The 18159-nt window shown below is 44.4% G+C and carries 20 protein-coding genes; 11 read left to right on the top strand and 9 right to left on the bottom strand.

All coding sequences use genetic code 11. The features are described 5' to 3' along the window. Nucleotides 1-23 precede the first annotated feature (23 nt). The 5 genes from dnaN to ACT6R0_RS16065 form a co-directional block, all read right to left on the bottom strand. Nucleotides 24-1142, bottom strand: coding sequence for a DNA polymerase III subunit beta (dnaN, locus tag ACT6R0_RS16085; RefSeq protein ID WP_444654699.1), 1119 nt, complete (start codon nt 1140-1142; stop codon nt 24-26). A gap of 262 nt (nt 1143-1404) precedes the next feature. Further along, nucleotides 1405-3237 (bottom strand): gliding motility-associated ABC transporter substrate-binding protein GldG, encoded by a 1833-nt coding sequence (gene gldG, locus ACT6R0_RS16080; protein WP_444654697.1) that lies wholly within the window; start codon nt 3235-3237, stop codon nt 1405-1407. Next, on the bottom strand, nt 3237-3962 hold the full coding sequence (gene gldF / locus ACT6R0_RS16075; RefSeq protein WP_444654696.1) for a gliding motility-associated ABC transporter permease subunit GldF: 726 nt from the start codon (nt 3960-3962) through the stop codon (nt 3237-3239). The genes gldG and gldF overlap by 1 nt, the downstream gene beginning before the upstream one ends. Nucleotides 3963-3998: 36 nt before the next feature. Next, entirely contained in the window at nt 3999-4295 is a 297-nt protein-coding gene (locus ACT6R0_RS16070) for a putative quinol monooxygenase (RefSeq protein WP_444654695.1), read from the bottom strand. A gap of 52 nt (nt 4296-4347) precedes the next feature. Beyond that, nucleotides 4348-5181, bottom strand: a complete 834-nt coding sequence (locus tag ACT6R0_RS16065) for an SAM hydrolase/SAM-dependent halogenase family protein (protein ID WP_444654693.1) — start codon at nt 5179-5181, stop codon at nt 4348-4350. A gap of 103 nt (nt 5182-5284) precedes the next feature. Here ACT6R0_RS16065 and ACT6R0_RS16060 point away from each other — a divergent pair, with 103 nt between their 5' ends. The 6 genes from ACT6R0_RS16060 to ACT6R0_RS16035 all read left to right on the top strand — a co-directional run bounded on the left by ACT6R0_RS16060 (nt 5285) and on the right by ACT6R0_RS16035 (nt 9202). Then, nucleotides 5285-6232 (top strand): PhoH family protein, encoded by a 948-nt coding sequence (locus tag ACT6R0_RS16060; protein WP_444654692.1) that lies wholly within the window; start codon nt 5285-5287, stop codon nt 6230-6232. Between the two features lie 43 nt (nt 6233-6275). Continuing rightward, nucleotides 6276-6512, top strand: coding sequence for a hypothetical protein (locus ACT6R0_RS16055; RefSeq protein ID WP_444654691.1), 237 nt, complete (start codon nt 6276-6278; stop codon nt 6510-6512). A gap of 340 nt (nt 6513-6852) precedes the next feature. Beyond that, the gene (locus tag ACT6R0_RS16050) at nt 6853-7086 is read left to right on the top strand and encodes a hypothetical protein (RefSeq protein WP_444654690.1); all 234 of its coding nucleotides are present in this window, start codon (nt 6853-6855) and stop codon (nt 7084-7086) included. Between the two features lie 64 nt (nt 7087-7150). Continuing rightward, nucleotides 7151-7576, top strand: a complete 426-nt coding sequence (locus ACT6R0_RS16045) for a hypothetical protein (protein ID WP_444654689.1) — start codon at nt 7151-7153, stop codon at nt 7574-7576. Between the two features lie 51 nt (nt 7577-7627). Further along, nucleotides 7628-8581 (top strand): phosphoribosylaminoimidazolesuccinocarboxamide synthase, encoded by a 954-nt coding sequence (locus ACT6R0_RS16040; protein WP_444654688.1) that lies wholly within the window; start codon nt 7628-7630, stop codon nt 8579-8581. A gap of 237 nt (nt 8582-8818) precedes the next feature. Beyond that, on the top strand, nt 8819-9202 hold the full coding sequence (locus ACT6R0_RS16035; RefSeq protein WP_444654687.1) for an ankyrin repeat domain-containing protein: 384 nt from the start codon (nt 8819-8821) through the stop codon (nt 9200-9202). A gap of 75 nt (nt 9203-9277) precedes the next feature. Here ACT6R0_RS16035 and ACT6R0_RS16030 read toward each other — a convergent pair whose 3' ends face one another. Then, nucleotides 9278-10366 (bottom strand): M42 family metallopeptidase, encoded by a 1089-nt coding sequence (locus ACT6R0_RS16030; RefSeq protein WP_444654685.1) that lies wholly within the window; start codon nt 10364-10366, stop codon nt 9278-9280. 80 nt (nt 10367-10446) lie between these two features. Here ACT6R0_RS16030 and ACT6R0_RS16025 point away from each other — a divergent pair, with 80 nt between their 5' ends. The 3 genes from ACT6R0_RS16025 to ACT6R0_RS16015 all read left to right on the top strand — a co-directional run bounded on the left by ACT6R0_RS16025 (nt 10447) and on the right by ACT6R0_RS16015 (nt 14170). Continuing rightward, nucleotides 10447-11088 carry a DUF4294 domain-containing protein gene (locus tag ACT6R0_RS16025; protein WP_444654684.1) on the top strand — a complete coding sequence of 214 codons (642 nt, stop codon included), beginning with the start codon at nt 10447-10449 and terminating at the stop codon, nt 11086-11088. A 144-nt stretch (nt 11089-11232) separates the two neighbouring features. After that, the gene (locus tag ACT6R0_RS16020; RefSeq protein WP_444654683.1) at nt 11233-13413 is read left to right on the top strand and encodes a DUF7619 domain-containing protein; all 2181 of its coding nucleotides are present in this window, start codon (nt 11233-11235) and stop codon (nt 13411-13413) included. A 112-nt stretch (nt 13414-13525) separates the two neighbouring features. Next, nucleotides 13526-14170, top strand: coding sequence for a putative polyvalent protein kinase domain-containing protein (locus ACT6R0_RS16015; RefSeq protein ID WP_444654682.1), 645 nt, complete (start codon nt 13526-13528; stop codon nt 14168-14170). Between the two features lie 60 nt (nt 14171-14230). On the opposite strand, the gene ACT6R0_RS16010 is transcribed toward ACT6R0_RS16015, so the two are convergent. From ACT6R0_RS16010 to rlmD, 3 genes are read right to left on the bottom strand one after another with little or no spacing between them, the layout of a single operon-like run. Next, nucleotides 14231-14968 carry a DUF6048 family protein gene (locus ACT6R0_RS16010; RefSeq protein WP_444654681.1) on the bottom strand — a complete coding sequence of 246 codons (738 nt, stop codon included), beginning with the start codon at nt 14966-14968 and terminating at the stop codon, nt 14231-14233. Beyond that, nucleotides 14940-15485: a DUF6452 family protein gene (locus ACT6R0_RS16005; protein ID WP_444654680.1), complete on the bottom strand. Its 546-nt coding sequence runs from the start codon at nt 15483-15485 to the stop codon at nt 14940-14942. The genes ACT6R0_RS16010 and ACT6R0_RS16005 overlap by 29 nt, the downstream gene beginning before the upstream one ends. 20 nt (nt 15486-15505) lie before the next feature. Further along, on the bottom strand, nt 15506-16921 hold the full coding sequence (rlmD, locus tag ACT6R0_RS16000; protein ID WP_444654679.1) for a 23S rRNA (uracil(1939)-C(5))-methyltransferase RlmD: 1416 nt from the start codon (nt 16919-16921) through the stop codon (nt 15506-15508). A 64-nt stretch (nt 16922-16985) separates the two neighbouring features. Between rlmD and ACT6R0_RS15995 the strand changes: the two genes are divergently transcribed. Both ACT6R0_RS15995 and ACT6R0_RS15990 read left to right on the top strand, forming a co-directional pair. Further along, nucleotides 16986-17540 carry a DUF1697 domain-containing protein gene (locus ACT6R0_RS15995; protein ID WP_444654677.1) on the top strand — a complete coding sequence of 185 codons (555 nt, stop codon included), beginning with the start codon at nt 16986-16988 and terminating at the stop codon, nt 17538-17540. Nucleotides 17541-17628: 88 nt separating this feature from the next. Continuing rightward, the gene (locus ACT6R0_RS15990) at nt 17629-18045 is read left to right on the top strand and encodes an OsmC family peroxiredoxin (protein ID WP_444654676.1); all 417 of its coding nucleotides are present in this window, start codon (nt 17629-17631) and stop codon (nt 18043-18045) included. Nucleotides 18046-18159: the final 114 nt, after the last annotated feature.

Below are 18159 nucleotides of genomic sequence, written 5' to 3'. Positions count from 1 at the left end.
TTTGAGATTTGTTATTTGGAACTTTAATTATTTAACATGACCGGCATTACCAGCATCGTCACTGTTTCGCCTTCGTCGAGGCCGTCAACAGGGGTAAGGATGCCGGCGCGGTTCGGCAGCGACATTTCCAGCATTATTTCGTCGCTTTGCAGATTGGTCAGCATCTCGGTAAGGAACCTTGAGTTGAAGCCTATCTGCATGTCGTCACCCTGGTAATCGCAGGTCAAACGCTCCTCGGCCTTGTTGGAGTAGTCGATATCCTCGGCAGAAATGTTCAGCTCGGTACCGGCGATCTTCAGGCGTATCTGGTGCGTGGTCTTGTTGGAGAATATAGCCACACGGCGCACTGAGCTCTGGAACTGAGTCCTGCTGATCAATAGCTTGTTAGGATTCTCTTTCGGTATAACAGCCTCATAGTTAGGGTACTTCCCGTCGATAAGGCGGCAGGTAAGTATGTAATTGTCAAAAGAGAAAGTAGCATTTGAGTCATTATACTCAATTTTCACTTCCGCATCAGATGTAGCCAATATTCCTTTAAGGATGGTAAGCGGCTTTTTTGGCATGATAAAATCAGCTACCTGCGAGGCGGTCACATCAGTCCTTGCATATTTAACCAGCTTGTGCGCGTCGGTAGCTACGAATGTAAGACCCTGCGGTGAGAACTGGAAAAACACACCAGACATTACCGGGCGAAGGTCGTCGTTACCCGCAGCGAAGATGGTCTTGCTCACAGCGGTCGCCAAAACTTCGGCAGGTACAACCGTTACTGACGGATCTTCAAGCGTTACGGCTTTAGGGAACTCATCGCCTGAAGCATACGCCAAAGCATATTTACCCGAGTTAGAGCTTATTTCGATAGTGTTATTATCTTCAACAGTAAAGGTAAGCGGCTGCTCAGGGAACGTTTTAAGGGTTTCCAGCAACAGTTTTGCGGGAACGGCAACGCTTCCTTTGCTTTCAGAATCGATCTCCAGCGTGGCCGACATGGTCGTCTCAAGGTCGGAAGCCGAAACCTTAAGTTCGGTACCGTTCAGTTCAAACAGGAAGTTATCAAGGATAGGCAGGGTGTTGCTGCTGTTGATAACGCTGCCCAATACCTGGAGCTGCTTTAGCAAATATGAGCTGGATACTATAAATTTCATGTGTTTCGTTTAGTTTTTTACAAGTGCCGATAAGCATTCGTCGCACAAATATATCGTAATCAAATGGAATAGTGAAAATTTTTTATCAACACTAAAAATTTTAATTAACTATATAGGGACATAGGCTTTATAGCTTAATGAAGCTCCGGATAGTTAAGCATACTGAAGCGTCGCTTCAGCAATGTGGGCTATAATTGAGGCTTTATCAGATAACATTTAATCCTTGCGTTTTTAATGCTATGTACCTATGTGGTTAAATTTTTTACTTAGCGTATTTCCTTTTTCTCAGCCATGTGAACAGCACCGCGAATACCAACAGCAATGCCAATGGTATACCAACAGTTATCAGTTGTGCGGTAGCATATTCATCGTGTACTTTCTGTGTGTTCAGCATTGGCAGGCTCACGCTCTTGCTGCGTATGTTGATAAGTCCCGTGTCATCCAGTAGGTAATTCACGCAGTTCATCATGAAGTCGCGGTTGTCGTACATCTCCCCGGTCCATTTGTCAAAGCCCAATTCCAATGGGTTGCCCTTACTGTCAAACTGGTTCTTTGCAATGTCGCCATCGGAGATCACGATCATCTTGCCCGGCTTTCCGGTAACTTTATACGACGGGTCTTCAAATGGAAGCACCCGGTTCTCATACATCGACCGGAAATTACCTTCTAAAAGCACCGCCACCGGAATAAAGCCGGGTTTAGGATATTGCTTAGGGTCAAATTCCTCATTTACCGCATCAAGCGTTATCAGTGTTGGCGTACCCACTGTGGTCGAATAGCGGGAAGATGCCAGTAGGATATTCTTTTTTATTCCGTTTTTAAGCGTATCGATACCTCCCGCAAAATCCAGCTTTATTCCGCCAAGGTTCTTTACGATGGGATTGGTATTTACAGAGTCCGGATAAATAAAGGGCGCGAATTTCCACAGGTACTGATTGTACTGCGTGCCACTGCCTTCATCGCCGGTGGCTAATTTTATCGGTGTTGCCATCTCATCCTTTATCAATACAGGTGGTAATCGGAAACCGTATTTAAAGAACATGTCATTCAGGTTCAGGTCGCGCGCCAGTGCGGGTGCTGTGCCCGTAGTGTTCAGGCTGTCCATTTCGGCCTCTACCGGATCGATCATCCACAATGTTTTGCCACCATTTATGATGTACTGGTCCAGTACCAGTTTTTCTTCTTCTGTAAATTTTTCATGTGGCTTTGCGATAATGGCAAGGTCGTACCCCTTTAATAATTTGAGCGTGTTCTGCGGGTTTTTGGAAACCGAATCCAGCGTGAACGGTGCCATCATGTAGCTACTGCCCAGCTGCTTTAAAAAGCTGCTCAGGTTCCTGTCCTGTATTTCGCCATTGCCACGAAGCACCACGATCTTCTTCTCTTTTTCCTTTATCACCTTTTTGAAGCCATCCGCAAAGGCATACTCCAGATTTTGTACAGAAGTCTCTATGTTTTCCTGTGCCGTTGCCCCACGCTGGTTTTTCAATAGCGGTATCTTCACGCTCCTGCCGTTGCTTGTTACGATAGCCCATGGGAATATTACTGTTTCGGACTGCTTGCCCTTGTCGATAACCGATACGCTTGCCGGCTGCATGTTGGCTCGTACAAAACCCTCCATCACAGCTTCGTCCACATTGGTTATTTGCGAAATGCTTTGCTTGATCTCCTTCTCTTTTGCGGCGAACTGCGGGTTGTCCATGACATAGATATTGTATATCAGGTCGCGCTTGGCGGCATCGCTTTCATTTTCATCGATAGGGTTAAAGAAGCTGAATTTTATGTTGGAGCTGTACGCCCTGAATTCCTCCAGTATCTGGCGGGTCTCATCCTGCAGTCTTTTGTAATTATCTGTTACATCCCCGGCAAGGAAAACCTCTACATATACAGGTTCAACTGCCTCGTCAATAATGTTGTGTGAAGCATCTGAAAGTGTATATCGCTTGTCGTGCGTAAGGTCAAAGCGTTTAAAGAAGTAATTACCTGCAAAGTTCATTGCAATGAGAGCAATGATGGTGATCGCAAGCCCTTTGAGGTTTTTAATGCCCTTAGGGTCTTTCGGTGTAGTTTCCGGTGAATTTGTTACTGTTCCCATTACCCTTTCATCGATTTAAGTTTGTAAACAGTAAGCGACAAAAACAGTAAGGTCACACTCACGAAATATAAAATGTCGCGCGTGTCCAGAACCCCACGTCCCATACTTTTGAAATGGTAGTCCATGCCCAGCCAGCCGATGAAGCTGCTGAAGCCGCCCGCAAATCCCGCAATGCCTTCGAACCCGAAGTAAATGAAGAAACACAGGAATACTGAAACGATGAACGATACGATCTGGTTGTCTGAAAACGTAGAGGTAAAGATGCCTATAGATGTGTATCCTGCAATAAGGAACAGCAGTCCGAAGTAGGATCCGATCGTACTGCCCATGTCAATATTGCCTTGTGGATTACCGTAGGTTGACAGCACAAAAACATAAATGATCGTAGGGACTATGGCCATTACGATCAATGCCAGTGCGCCGAAAAATTTGCCGCTAACGATCTCCCACACCGTAAGCGGCTTGGTGAACAACAATTCTATCGTGCCCTGCTTTTTCTCGTCGGAAAAACTGCGCATGGTCACGGCGGGTATAAGGAAAATGAGTATCCATGGTGCCAGCGTGAAAAATGGCGCCATATCGGCAAAGCCGCTGTTCAGTATATTGAGATCACCCTCGAATACCCAAAGGAACAGCCCGTTGAGCAGGAGGAAGATAGCGATCACAAGATACCCTATCGGCGAACCGAAAAAGGATTTGATCTCACGTAATAATAATGCTTTCATTGATCAGTTTAAAGTTTAAACATTTAAAGTTCAAAGTTAAGGCAGCGAAACCAGTTTATCCACGCTCCATGCCTCAGCCTTATGGCGGAACATCGGCTTGGTAATAGCCCATGTTTCGCAAAACAGGTCCGACTTTCGGTACGTTTCCAGGTCGGCTTCATTTTCCCAGTAGCTGTAGGTAAAAAATACCGAAGGGTCATTTTTGTCCCTGTACAGTTCTAAGAAACGGTTGCCGGGGAAATTTCGTATATCCTGCTTAACCTGTTCAAAATTTTCAAGAAAGGCCTCGATCTTATCTTCCCGGAAGCCCATCTTTACAATGCGTACAAACATACTGTTTTTTGTTTTTATATTTTAATACCCGGGCTAATTCCCCCTTTTGGGGTTAGGGGGCCCTAAAGACCACATTCACCACATCCCTGAACTTGAGCCCCAGCAGTGTCTTTGCTGTGCCCACGGTCAGCGGGTTGCTGCGGTATATGGCGATTTCCAGAAAGCCTGCCTCATTGAATATGGCCAGCTTTTCGCCCTCATAATCTTTTAATGAAAATCGGTCGTTAACTGTAAAGTCAGAATAGCCTTTTTTAAACGACTTAATATTTTTTGTACTGAAGGCAATGTCAAAATCCCTTCCTTTGGCTACTTCCTTAACCAGCTTTTTGGAGATGTTCGTCACGCAGTTGCCAAAATGGTCAATGTAGACCACGTTGCCTTTTATCGATCTGCCATCGGCCGCGACGCTTACCTGTATATCGTGCATTTCCTTTATTTCCTTTATTTCACGCCCGATCACATTCAGCAGGCCGCCCTTAGCGAGATGGCAGGCCACGGTCACGAAAACGTCCATTTCGGTCGCGCCCTCAGGCAGGCGGTCATGGATGTTGATCTCAACAATTTTTTCAGGGACTATTTTTTGCGTGAGCATGCTCAGGATGCCGTTATCAGCGCAAATGAAGTAGTGGCCGTTCCATAGCATGGCGATGTGGCGGCACTCGGTCGTGAGTTCACAATCAACACCCACCAGATGTACCGTTCCCTGCGGAAAGCTGCTGTATGCCGCGCCAACTATATAACTGGCCTCTGATACGTTGAATAGGTCTACGTGGTGCGAAATGTCAACAATGGCCGCCTCCCTGTACTCCGAAAGGATCTTTCCTTTCAGCGCGCCTACAAAATGGTCCTTCAGGCCAAAGTCGGTGGTCAGGGTAATTATTGACATAAAATTGTTTAAAACTTTAAATAAAGTCGTGCTTAAAATCACTAAATTTGAATGCAAAGCTACTAATTATATGGCTTATTTTTCTAACTAAAAACAACTGCTTTTGAACGAAAGAATAATTGAACTGCACGACATAGCCCCGAAAGATTTTTGGGGCGCACAGGACTCCCATCTTGAAACCATAAGAAAATACTATCCCAAGCTGAAGATCGTGGCACGCGACACCACACTGAAGGTTTTTGGCGAAAAGGAAATGCTCGACGAGTTCGAGACCCGTTTCAAGAGGCTGATGCTCCACTTTACACGATACAACACCATTGACGACAACGTGATAGAGCGCGTGATCCAGAGCGACTCCCGTGTGGAGCAGATGGACCCGAGCGACAAGATACTGGTGCACGGCCTGGGCGGCAAGCTGATAAAAGCCATGACGCCCAACCAGCAAAAGCTTGTGGACTATATGGCAAAGAACGACATGGTGTTCGCCATTGGTCCTGCCGGCACGGGTAAAACGTATACAGGTGTAGCATTAGCTGTTAAAGCATTGAAAGAGAAACAGGTAAAACGCATCATTCTTACGCGCCCCGCAGTAGAGGCAGGGGAGAACCTGGGCTTCCTTCCCGGCGACATGAAGGAAAAGCTGGACCCATACATGCAGCCATTGTATGATGCGCTTCGCGATATGCTACCGCCACAAACGCTGGAAGACTATTTGCTGAAAGGCATCATCCAGATCGCGCCGCTGGCCTTCATGAGGGGGCGTACGCTGGACAACGCCTTTGTTATACTCGATGAGGCGCAGAACACAACGCATTCGCAAATGAAAATGTTCCTGACGCGTATGGGCAAGAACGCCAAGTTCATGATCACGGGCGACCCCGGGCAGGTGGATCTTCCGCGCCGTACCATTTCCGGTCTTAAGGAAGCGATACTGATATTGAAGGATGTGGAGGGCGTGGGCATCATTTACCTTGATGATAAGGACATTGTGCGCCACCGCCTTGTGAAGAAAATTATCGATGCATATAAGAGCATTGAGAACCATGATTAAGATGATGGCAGAATTTTAACCATTTAACATAGAATAAAATATTATGGCAAAGAGTGAAGCACAAATCGAAACAGAAATAAGAGCAATTGACAGCGATTGTAAAAGCGTTATAAAAAGTTTGGAAAACTTAAAAAAGGAAGGTATCTACGATTCAAGCTATATTGAAGAGTTTATTAAGTCGATAAAAAATTTTCATGCTGACATCAATAATTCAGACGGTCTAAAGGTGAGATCAAAAAATTATTTTAAGGCAAAGAGAGAAAACGATAAAAAGAAATAGATTAAAAAACTGTTTAGAAAACTACACGTGACAGGTTTTTCCAACCTGTCACGTGTTTAATACAAGGGTATGAGTAAATCTATTCTTATTCTGTCCTCTCTTCTACTTGCCCTATCGGGCTGTTCTGGCGACGATGGCTTTAAAAAAGGAAGCAGTCATGCCACAATGAAAATTGATGGGGTGAATTATGAGTTTAAAAACTTCCATACAATAACTGATTAACGGTACCGCCGCACTTTCGCTTTATACAAGGGGCGACCTTGTGGCCAATTCGCCGGAGCATAGGGAACACTTTGTGCTGAGGTATTACCGTGATGGTGCAGTCCATAATAATTTGAGATTGGCATCATTGGTGGTGGAAGATACCTATTATAGCGAAGGATGGTCTATGGCGGATGATGCGCCCTGGTCTATTACTTTTTCAAAAAATGATAGTGATGGCTTACAGGCTACATTTGAGGGGGTGATAATGAACGGCGGAAGCGAGCGTGTAGTCACCGACGGTCTGATCAATATCACCTACGGCGATGATAACTATGTAAAGGCAATACTGAATTTCCGTAAGTGCATATAGTGTTTAAACATCATTAAATGAGTATAGCACCCGGCAGAATGACCGGGTGCTTGATTTTATAGCCATGGATTTTAGAAAACCCAAAACACTCTTACTATCACCTCTGATCGCATTAGCTGCATCTTTTGCTGTATTGCTAATTGCTTTTCTATTTTTAACAGGCAGTGGTTTTATCGGAACTTATGGAATTAATAAAACTATCGGATGGGGATATGAGTTTAGTGATATGGCAACTGTAGCGGCAGTATTTTCGATCATAATATTCGTGTTAGGATATGTTATTTTATGGATATTAAGGATGCATCTTAACCGGATAGTTTCTATTGTAGGTCTGTGCCTTTTATTAATGCTCCCTGTGATCTGGACGATTGAACATATAAATTTTGAAAGCACGTTCACTTTTTTGACCGCATCGGGAGTAATAGTAACCTTTATAGTAAATACTGTTTTTACAATTCGATATAAATTAAGAGATAAACAGGTGAGCTGATAATAACTTTCTTATTTTTGCACCTCAACTACAAAACAACAACAACCATACATGGCACAAAAGACCATAACAACCACCGATTTCAATTTCCCGGGGCAAAAGTCCGTGTATCGCGGCAAAGTACGCGATGTGTACAACATCAATGATGAGCTGCTCGTAATGGTAGCCACCGACAGGCTTTCGGCCTTTGATGTGGTGCTGCCGAAGGGGATCCCGTACAAGGGGCAGATACTTAACCAGATCGCGACCAAATTTATGCGCCTTACTCACGACATTGTGCCCAATTGGCTCATTGACACACCCGATCCTAACGTTGCTGTGGGCCATTTGTGCGAGCCGTTCAAGGTGGAGATGGTAATACGCGGCTACCTGTCCGGACATGCTGCCCGCGAGTACAAAGCAGGCCGGAGGGCATTATGCGGTGTTGAACTGCCGGATGGAATGAAGGAGAATGACAAGTTCCCTGCTCCTATAATCACCCCAACGACAAAAGCCGACAGCGGTGAGCATGATACGGACATTTCGCGCGAGGAGGTTATCACCAAAGGCATTGTATCGGAAGAGGATTACGCCCAACTTGAAAAATATACCCGTGCCCTTTTTGAAAAAGGTACTGAGATCGCTGCGTCGCGCGGGCTGATACTGGTAGATACCAAGTATGAGTTCGGCAAAACGAAGGAGGGCAAGATCGTACTTATCGACGAGATACACACGCCCGATTCATCACGCTATTTTTATACCGATGGCTATGGTGAGCGCCAAAATAAAGGGGAGGAGCAAAAGCAGCTCTCTAAGGAGTTCGTAAGGCAGTGGCTCATTACTAACGGATTCCAGGGCAAAGAGGGCCAAAAAACTCCTGAAATGACCGAAGATTATATAGAAAGCGTATCGGAAAGATACATAGAACTATATGAGAATATCATTGGCGAGAAGTTTGCAAAGGCTGACATCGATAAGATCCATGACAGGATCCAAAAAAATGTTGAGGAATACATGAAAAAATAATTACAAGATTATTTCTTTTAAATCACTTGTTAACGCAGGTGGTTTTCTTGTTTTATTAGGCGCGCATAACAAGAAAAATCTGTTAATTAAATGTTAAAGTGGAAAATTTACAGTAACGTTTACCTCATTGCAAGCGTCTATTATTTCAAACGGGCTAATCATCCGGGGCGGGCTAATCATCCGATAAAACTTAAATCAAAAAATAAAAATAACAATCATCAATTAAATTTAATCATCATGAAAAAAACGATCATTTATCTTGGACTGGCTCTTGTAGCATTCAGTAATGTAACAATGGCTTCAACTGTTGAAACTGCTTCAACTGAAACTGTTTGGACTTTCAGATCAACAACCCCTCTTGGGATCGCTATCTCTAAAGGAGATGTTGAGGCTGTTAAGAAATTTCTTGAATATGGTGCGTCGATCCACGAGAAATCGAATGGTATGACACCACTTATGATCGCTGCCCGTTACAACAACACAGAGATCATTAAGCTGCTGCTTGAAAAAGGTGCCGATGTGAAGGTTAAGGACGAAAAAGGCTTTACCGCACAAAAGTATGCTGAGCTTTCAAATGCTAAAGAAGCTGTTGAGATCCTTAAAGCTGCTAAGAACGCTTAACCTGACCCTTCGCCTTAAATGAAAAAGCATCCGCCGAGGCAGATGCTTTTTTTATTTTATTAAACGTACCCGAAATTATTTAAAATACGAGAAAGAAGCATCGCTTTCCATGTTCATCAGGGTTTCGTAAATAAGCTTTATCACGTTCTCAACATCTTCACGCTGAACCATCTCAACAGTGGTGTGCATGTAACGCAATGGCAGTGAAATAAGCGCCGAAGCCACGCCGCCATTGCTGTAGGCAAAAGCATCGGTATCGGTGCCGGTAACACGGGACGAAGCCAGCCTTTGGAAGGGTATTTCATTTTTATTGGCGGTATCGATGATAAGTTCACGAAGGTTGTTCTGCACGGCAGGGGCATAAGTGATCACCGGTCCTTTGCCTATCTGGGTCTCGCCTTCAATGCGCTTGTCTATCATAGGCGTGGTGCTGTCGTGGCACACGTCGGTAACAATGGCAACGTTGGGCCTGATAGTCTTGGTGATCATCTCGGCACCGCGAAGTCCCACCTCTTCCTGCACGGAATTGGTTATGTAGAGACCGAACGGCAGTTCCTTTTTGTTCTCATGAAGCAGGCGTGCCACTTCGGCGATCATGAAGCCGCCAATGCGGTTATCGATCGCACGGCACACGAATTTATTTTCGTTCAGCACCATAAAGTCGTCGGGATAGGTAATGACACATCCTACATGTATGCCGAGTTTTTCGACTTCTTCTTTGGTAGAGCAGCCACAATCTATGAAAATGGTCTCGATCTTGGCAGGCTCTTCTTTGCCGCGGTTACGGGTGTGTATGGCAGGCCAGCCGAAAACGCCTTTCACTATTCCATTTTTGGTATGGATATTGACACGCTTGGATGGAGCGATCATGTGATCAGACCCGCCGTTGCGGATAACATAAATGAGGCCGTTATCGGTAATGTAATTCACATACCACGAGATCTCGTCGCTGTGGCCCTCGATGACCACTTTGTAAGGTGCATCGGGGTTAATGATACCTACAGCAGTGCCGTAAGTATCGGTAATGAAAGTATCGACATACGGCCTGAGGTAGTCCATCCATATTTTTTGCCCTCCGGCCTCATATCCGGTAGGCGAGGGGTTGTTAAGGTATTGCTCCAGGAACGCCATGGAGGCATCAGTAAGTACAGATTTTGCTGACATGAATTTAATTTTTGGCTAAAATATAAATTACATTACAGAGTTATATAAATATGCATAATTTTGGGATAAATTTCGTAACAATGAAAGTGAGGATATTTTTAATATTCCTGTTATTAATAAGCCTTGGGGCGAATGCTCAGATAAAGGAGACTGATAGCATTGAGATCGACTCGATAGCCTTCAATACAGAGCTTGAAGAGCTTGTTATTGGCGGAAGCAAAATGAGCACCGATGAAAAGAAACAACTGCTACTCCTAAGGCGCAGGGTGCTCAAGGTGTACCCGTATGCCAAGCTGGCTGCCGAAAAGCTAACGATGCTTGCCAACAATATGGACAAGCTAAAAACCGACCGTGAAAAAAAGAAATATTCCAAGATCGTAGAGAAATACCTTGAGAATGAGTTCGAGGGTCAGTTGAAAAAGCTTACCCGTAAAGAGGGACAAATACTTGTAAAGCTGATCTACAGGCAAACAGGTCATACTACTTTCGACCTGATAAAAGAGCAGAAGAGCGGGTGGAAGGCGTTTTGGGCCAACCGCATGGCAAAACTATTCGATATCAACCTGAAAGAAAGGTATAATCCGGCTAATGTAACCGAGGATTATGCCATTGAGGGGTATCTCATAAAGGCATTTGACGAAAAGCGCCTGGTAAAGCAGGAACCCGCATTTAAGATCGATTATGATGCCATTACCGAGAACTGGCGGGAAAGAAATAAGTAGCCTAACGTGTAAAGCCTGAATTTTTCAGGCTTTTTTATTTAAATATGGTAAACCAGAATTCTTTTTTATGAGAATTAGGGAATTTGTGGTAGGGAATTTAACATCTGTACTGTTTCAATGACATAACAAATAAATCTACCGAACATGAAAAAGAAACTACTCTTTTTAAGCTTGCTGATAATGTTCTGCTTTCAGGGCTTTGCCCAGGCTGAAGCGTACCCGGTCCAGGATATCAATCAGTGTAACAGCGAGGTTTTTGACCTTACCGTACAAACCCCAATTACGCTGGGTAACCAGTCGCCTGCCAATTACAGCGTGACCTACCATCTTACATGGCAGGATGCTGAGAACAACATGAATGCCATAGCAAACCCTACTGCCTTCATGATCACTACAGGCAATATTGAACAGGCATTGTACATAAGGGTATCCAATAATGCCACGGGTGAATTTGATACTACCAGTTTTGTTATAGGTATGTGGGGAGGTCCGATCCTGCAGCCTGTAAATGATGTTATGACTTGTACAGCCTATACGCTTCCGGCGCTGGCGGTAGGTAATTATTTCACAGGCCCTGGTGGTACAGGTACCATCTTGCCGGCGGGAACTGTAGTAACAACATCCCAGATCATCTACATTTACGCCGCTGATGAAGGATGCAGTAGCCAAAGCATGTTCATGGTTACTGTAAACAGCTCTAATATAATGCTTATGGAGCCGCTGATGGAGTGTGCCATTAATGGTGTAGCAACTTTCGAGCTCGAGCCATCAATGGGCGAGGCCTATCAAATGTTCCCTGATACTATGAACATGGCTATATATACGAATATGGCAGATGCAGAGGCCAATGCTACAGAAAACCAAATATACGATATCAACAACTATACAAGCGTTCTTGGCCAGCAATCGGTTTACATAAGGGTAGAAACTGCTACCTGCACCTGGATACTGCAAGTGCAGCTGATAGTGAACGAATGTTCAGGCATTAGTGTATCCGGCCATGTAGCCTATGATGCAGACAACAATGGCTGTACCGAAAACGACCCTGGCTCTGCAGGCATATTGGTATATTACACTTCCGGCAACTATTCCAACTATACGTATACTGATGCCGATGGTGATTACATTTTTCAGAATGTTCCTACAGGCGCTGTGAGTGTATTTGTGAATACCTACTATCCGGCCAATGTTACAGCAACGCCATCTAACCACGTGCTTACAATAGCTGATGTAAACCTTGAAGATATCAACTTTTGCCTCACCCCGCCGCCGCCGGTTAACGATGTTGCGGTTTATCTTTACCCTACAAGCGCTGCCCAGCCGGGCTTCCCGGCAACTTATGCCTTGGTGATCAATAACTTTGGTAATACTACTGCGAACGGTACTATTACGCTTGAGTTTAATGATACACAGCTAGACTTTACACAGTCATGGCCGGCAATGAGCCAAAGCGGTAATACACTAACTGCAAGCTATACTAATTTGCAGCCTTATGGGTACCAGGTGGTTTACCTTGAGTTCCTTGTAGCACAGCCTGGCATAGTTGATCTTGGTGATGTGATCACGTTCACATCTAACATAAGCCTTAACGCAGGAACCGATAATTACATGTACAACAATACTTATGTGTTTGATCAGGTTTCTGTAAATTCATTTGACCCTAACGACATCAACGTGCGTGAGGGCGCGGAAATTACCGAGGCACAGGCCGACGGTTACCTGCACTATATTATCCGCTTCCAGAATACAGGGAACGCGAACGCGCAATTCATCAACGTCCTTACAACGCTTGACAACAACCTCGACTGGGAGACTTTCATGCCGATATCTGCCAGCCATGAGTTCCAGGCCAACCGCAGCGGGAATAATGTAACATTCAATTTTGATGATATCCAGCTTCCGGGCGAACAGGTGAACGAACAGGAAAGCCACGGATTTGTAATATACAGGATCAAACCGAAAACTACGGTTGAAGTAGGCGATTCGATGTCAGGGCAGGCAAGTATTTATTTTGACTTCAATGCACCGATAATCACCAATACCATTACAACTACCATAGTGCCACCGGCAGGAGTAAATGATCTTTCTACAAAAGGCTTTGTAATGTACCCTAACCCTGCATCGTCTAAAATAACCCTGCAAATGACCGCCGAAGCCAACAACGCGTCTGTTAGGATCATCGATGTATTGGGCAAAACGGTAGGGCAAAGCACATTTACAGGCACACAGTCGGACATCGACATATCAATGTTGAACAGCGGTGTCTACTTCGTAACGGTAAATGCCGACGGCAAAATGTCCACTCAAAAGCTTGTTGTGAATTAGAAAATTATAGTTGAAATGAAAATGCCGCAGTTTGATAATCTGCGGCATTTTTTGTTATAAAATGTAGATTTTAGCCATTATGGCTATCAACTTAAAAGTTATATATTTGTAAATGGTTAATCAACTTAAAAATGAACTACACAATATCATTTCAGGAGCGTGCGAAGTTAGGTTTGGAACAGTTATCCAGGCAATTGCCGGTTACCTTAGCAATGGCGAGAAGCCAGGCAGAGCGATTGAAGACCCGAAGCACTTCAAAGAACAGGAAGAGCAGAGACTGAGTGAATATTTATCCCTTAATGATCTATGGATCGACACAGTTGATCTTTCACAATATGTAAGTGAAGGTGCAGAGCAAAAAGTTTATCTGAATGGTTCAGAACATGTCCTGAAACTTAATGACGCCATCTACTATAGCTCATGGAAAGACTATCTCTATAATCTTACACTACACAATTATTTCTTTTCTGATACGGCATACGAATTATTAGGGTTCACAAAACATGACCATACAATTTATGCGGTCGTTCAGCAAGCATTCGTATCAAGTACGGAAGATACTGATCTGGCATCTGTAAAAGCTTTCATGGCAGCCAACGGTTTTGAGAATAATAGGAATAATGACTATATCAATAGGGACGTTGGTATAATTTTGGAAGACCTCCATGATGAAAATGTACTAACCCAAAATAGTGTGCTATATTTTATAGATACGGTCTTTTATCTAACAGACAATTTTTGGCAGGACGCTATGTAATCGAATTAATAGTGTTTTATTTGATCATTATTTATCTCTGCCCTGAGCTTTTAACAAAAACTACTTTTCGGCTTTTTTTACAGCCGCCTGCTTTTTATAAAGCGGGATGAAATAGGAAACCGTATAGTTAAAACCTACGCCAAATTTACCGTCATAGGTGCGGTTGAAACCGGGCAGATAAAGATTGTCAAAGCCCTCAGGTTTTTTGTCGGAGATAAGGTTGTTCAGCCTGAACGAGAACCCCACGAATATATTATCAAAAACCTCGGCCTTAAGCCCGGCAACTACCTCGATCCACTGCGCGGTAAGGCCGCTGTACTCTTTATCAGGATAAGCCGTTACTTCGTCAAAGTAGCCTGAACTATCATATATCTTGTAAGAGTTGAGGTTTTGGCTAAAGGTGGTGAAACCATAGCGCAGCCCCACATAAAGCATATTCTCCATGTCCAGCCAGTTCTCATAGGTATTGTAGTCAAAGCCCAGCTTAATGTAATTGCCCTTTGTGGTGAAGTTCAGTTGCGGTTCATCAACAGTATAGTCTACATTGCCAAGTTCTGCGGCGGCATACCATTTTTTAGTAAGCCTGTAGTCGCCCACGACCTCAATGCCCCTGAAGCCATCGTCGTAAAACGATCTTGAAAGGCGGTGCAGGTCTACGCCAACGCGCAATCCGTAGCGGTCTGACCTTACGGGGGGGGCAACGGTATCTTGGGCGGTGGCAATGGTCTTTTCCTGTGCGGCAAGCGAAAGCGACCCTAACAACAATAAGCTACAGATAGATCTTGATATGTGCTTCATTTTCGTTTTCTATGTTAGTGGTCATTACTTCAAAGCGGTCTATCCAAAAGCCATCGGCATTATCTGATAGTTCAGGATTAGATCCTTGCGGATCGTCCGGATCAAGTTCGAATGTGGTCTTGTAGCCGCAGGCGCGGGATACATAGGTTTCGAGCGTGGTGTAGTTGAATTCTATAAAGTCAGTATTATAAGGCGTGAACGTACCGTTGGATAGCCGGCGCGTGTACATTAGTCCCCACTTGGTCGTGGTAGCATTGGTGCGCAGCGGCAGTTCGATCTTGTTGACAGTTGTGGTAACATCATCCTCTACGTCAGGCAGGGTGTCGGTTTCTCCAACAGCGTAGTATTTCAGGTTGATAAGGTTTACAGCTTCTTCCGGGTTGTCCTTATTGTAAAATTCTACGATGATGCCCGGTGTGGTCGGCGTCCCTTCAGGACAAATATCATCCTTTTCACAGCTGAGCGAAATGTAGGTGAGTACCATTAAAACGGCAACAGATCCAATTAATCTTTTCATAGAGGCAATGCCTTTAATTTTTATCTTTTTTCCAAAAGTACAACATTTTCCACATGGTGCGTTTGCGGGAACATATCTACAGGTCGCACGCGGGTTACTTTATATACCTCGTCCATCAGGGCAAGGTCACGCGCCTGTGTAGCCGAGTTGCAACTCACGTAAACAACTTTTTGAGGCGCTATTTTCAATATCTGGTCGATAACATCCTTATGCATGCCGTCGCGCGGGGGATCTGTAATAATTACATCCGGTCTTCCATGTGTGGCAATAAATGTTTCGTTGAACACCACTTTCATGTCCCCAACAAAAAACTCGCAATTGTCTATATTATTGCGCCTCGCGTTCTCTTTGGCATCTTCGATCGCTTCGGGAACGGCTTCTACGCCAATTACCTTTTTCGCTTTGCGGGATACGAACTGCGCAATGGTCCCGGTGCCTGTATACAGGTCATATACAAGCTCATTGCCGGTAAGCCCTGCAAAGTCACGGGTAATGCTGTACAGCTCATATGCCTGGTCCGAATTCGTTTGGTAGAATGACTTCGCATTGATGCTAAAGCTCAATCCTTCCATCGATTCCAGTATGTAGTCGCGTCCTTTGTACAACACGACATCCTGATCGTAAATGGTGTCGTTGGCTTTTTGGTTCACTACATATTGCAATGAGGTGATGCTCGGGAAGCTCTCGCCAAGGAAATCCAAAAGCATTTCGCGCTGCTCCTTATTATCGTCGAAGAACTGGATGAGCACCATGATCTCGCCTGTTGAGGCCGTGCGCAGCATCAGTGTACGCAGCAATCCCGAATGTTCGCGTGGATTGAAGAACTCCAGTCCGTGCTGATTGGCAAAATCCCTCACGGCATTGCGAATGGCATTGCTCGGATCTTCCTGCAGGTGGCACATGGTAATGTCGAGGATCTTGTCCCACATGCGCGGGATGTGGAAACCAAGGGCGTTGCGGTTGTCGATCTCCTCGCCGCTGCGGGCTTCCTCCTCGGTTACCCAGCGGGCATTGGAGAAGGAGAACTCCATTTTATTACGGTAAAAGAACTGCTTCTCGCTGCCTTTGATAGGCTCGAATTCCGGCAATTCTACTTTACCGATGCGTTTCAGGTGGTTGTACACCTCACGGTTTTTATAAAAAAGCTGTTTATCATAGTTCATGTTCTGCCACTTGCAGCCACCACAAGCGCCAAAATGCTGGCACGGCGGTATTACCCTGTCGGCAGAATATTCGTGGAAATGTATGGCCTTGCCTTCATAATAGGCTTTACGCTTCTTGAAGGTTTGCACGTCTACAACATCGCCCGGCACTACATTTGGTATGAATATCACCTTGCCGTCGGGCGCTTTGGCTACCGATACGCCTTTTGCGCCGGCATCCAGCACTTCTACATTATCAAATACTATCTTGTCGGTATTTTTCCTTTTTCCCATGCGGCAAAAATAATGTTATTATTATAAAATTGGATAAATTTGCTTATAGACTTAATCTAAATATATGACAACCTACCTCGCCCTGTTCCGGGGCATCAACGTCAGCGGGAAAAAGATAATAAAAATGGAAGACCTCCGCAACCTGATGGGGTCTGCTGGTTATGCCAACGTAAAAACGTATATCCAAAGCGGAAATGTTGTTTTTTCAAGTAACGAAAAGTCAAAAGATAAGCTTGCCAAAGCTATCGAAAAGCTAATTGACGATAAGTACGGCTTTGACGTTACCGTATTTGTCATTGACAAAAAGCATCTTGAAAAAGCCGTTGAAAATAATCCCTACGTTGAAGGCAAAACACCCGAAGAAGCCGGGACCAAGAAAATATACGTGACCTTCCTTAGCGAAAAGCCATCCGATGAGGTTATGGAAAAACTGAATCAGGCACCGATAGGAGAGGATGAGATCGCACTCCATGAGGATATATTATATTTCAAACTTGCGATGGGAGCGGCCGATTCAAAGCTTTCCAATAATCTGATCGAGAGCAAACTGAAGCTGAAAGCTACTACCCGCAACTGGAACACGACATTGAAATTATTAGAAATGATGAGTGGATCCTAATGATATTTTAATTTTGTGTTAAAATCAATTCTTTATTTCAGTATTCATTTTCAATTGATTAACTTTATGCAACAACAAAAGATCAAACATGAAAAGAAATGCAACCGCTGTTTGGGCAGGGTCCCTCAAAGAAGGTGAGGGCAAGATCTCTACCCAAAGCAACGTATTAAGCAACACACAATATTCTTTTAAAACCCGTTTTGAACAAGGAAACGGCACCAATCCGGAAGAATTAATAGCCGCCGCCCACGCAGGGTGCTTTACTATGCAGCTTACTGCTTACATCAATGAGGCAGGATATAATGTAGCTTCTATAGAGACCAAGTGCGATATCGACTTCCAAGATGGTAGCGTTGTAGGTTCGCACCTGTCAGTAGTGGCAAGGATAGATGATATCGAGACGGACGAATTCCAGCAACTTGTAACTAAGGCAGAAAAGACCTGCCCCATCTCAAGGCTGCTAAACACCGCGATCACTTCGAGCGCGACACTGGTACGGAGTTAAGTTAAAATTAGATTTCATATTTATTAAGAAGCCTCGTTTTTCGGGGCTTTTTTTTGGAACGCGTTTACAGATCTACATGATGTCGGTCTCCACCCAAAAATGGCCTCTATCCGT

Origin of the sequence: Flavobacterium sp. (assembly GCF_052437795.1) — a bacterium.
Taxonomy (GTDB): Bacteria; Bacteroidota; Bacteroidia; order Flavobacteriales; family Flavobacteriaceae; genus Flavobacterium.
Note: the sequence above shows the minus strand (reverse complement) of the source record. Positions and strands in the feature narration are given on the sequence as shown.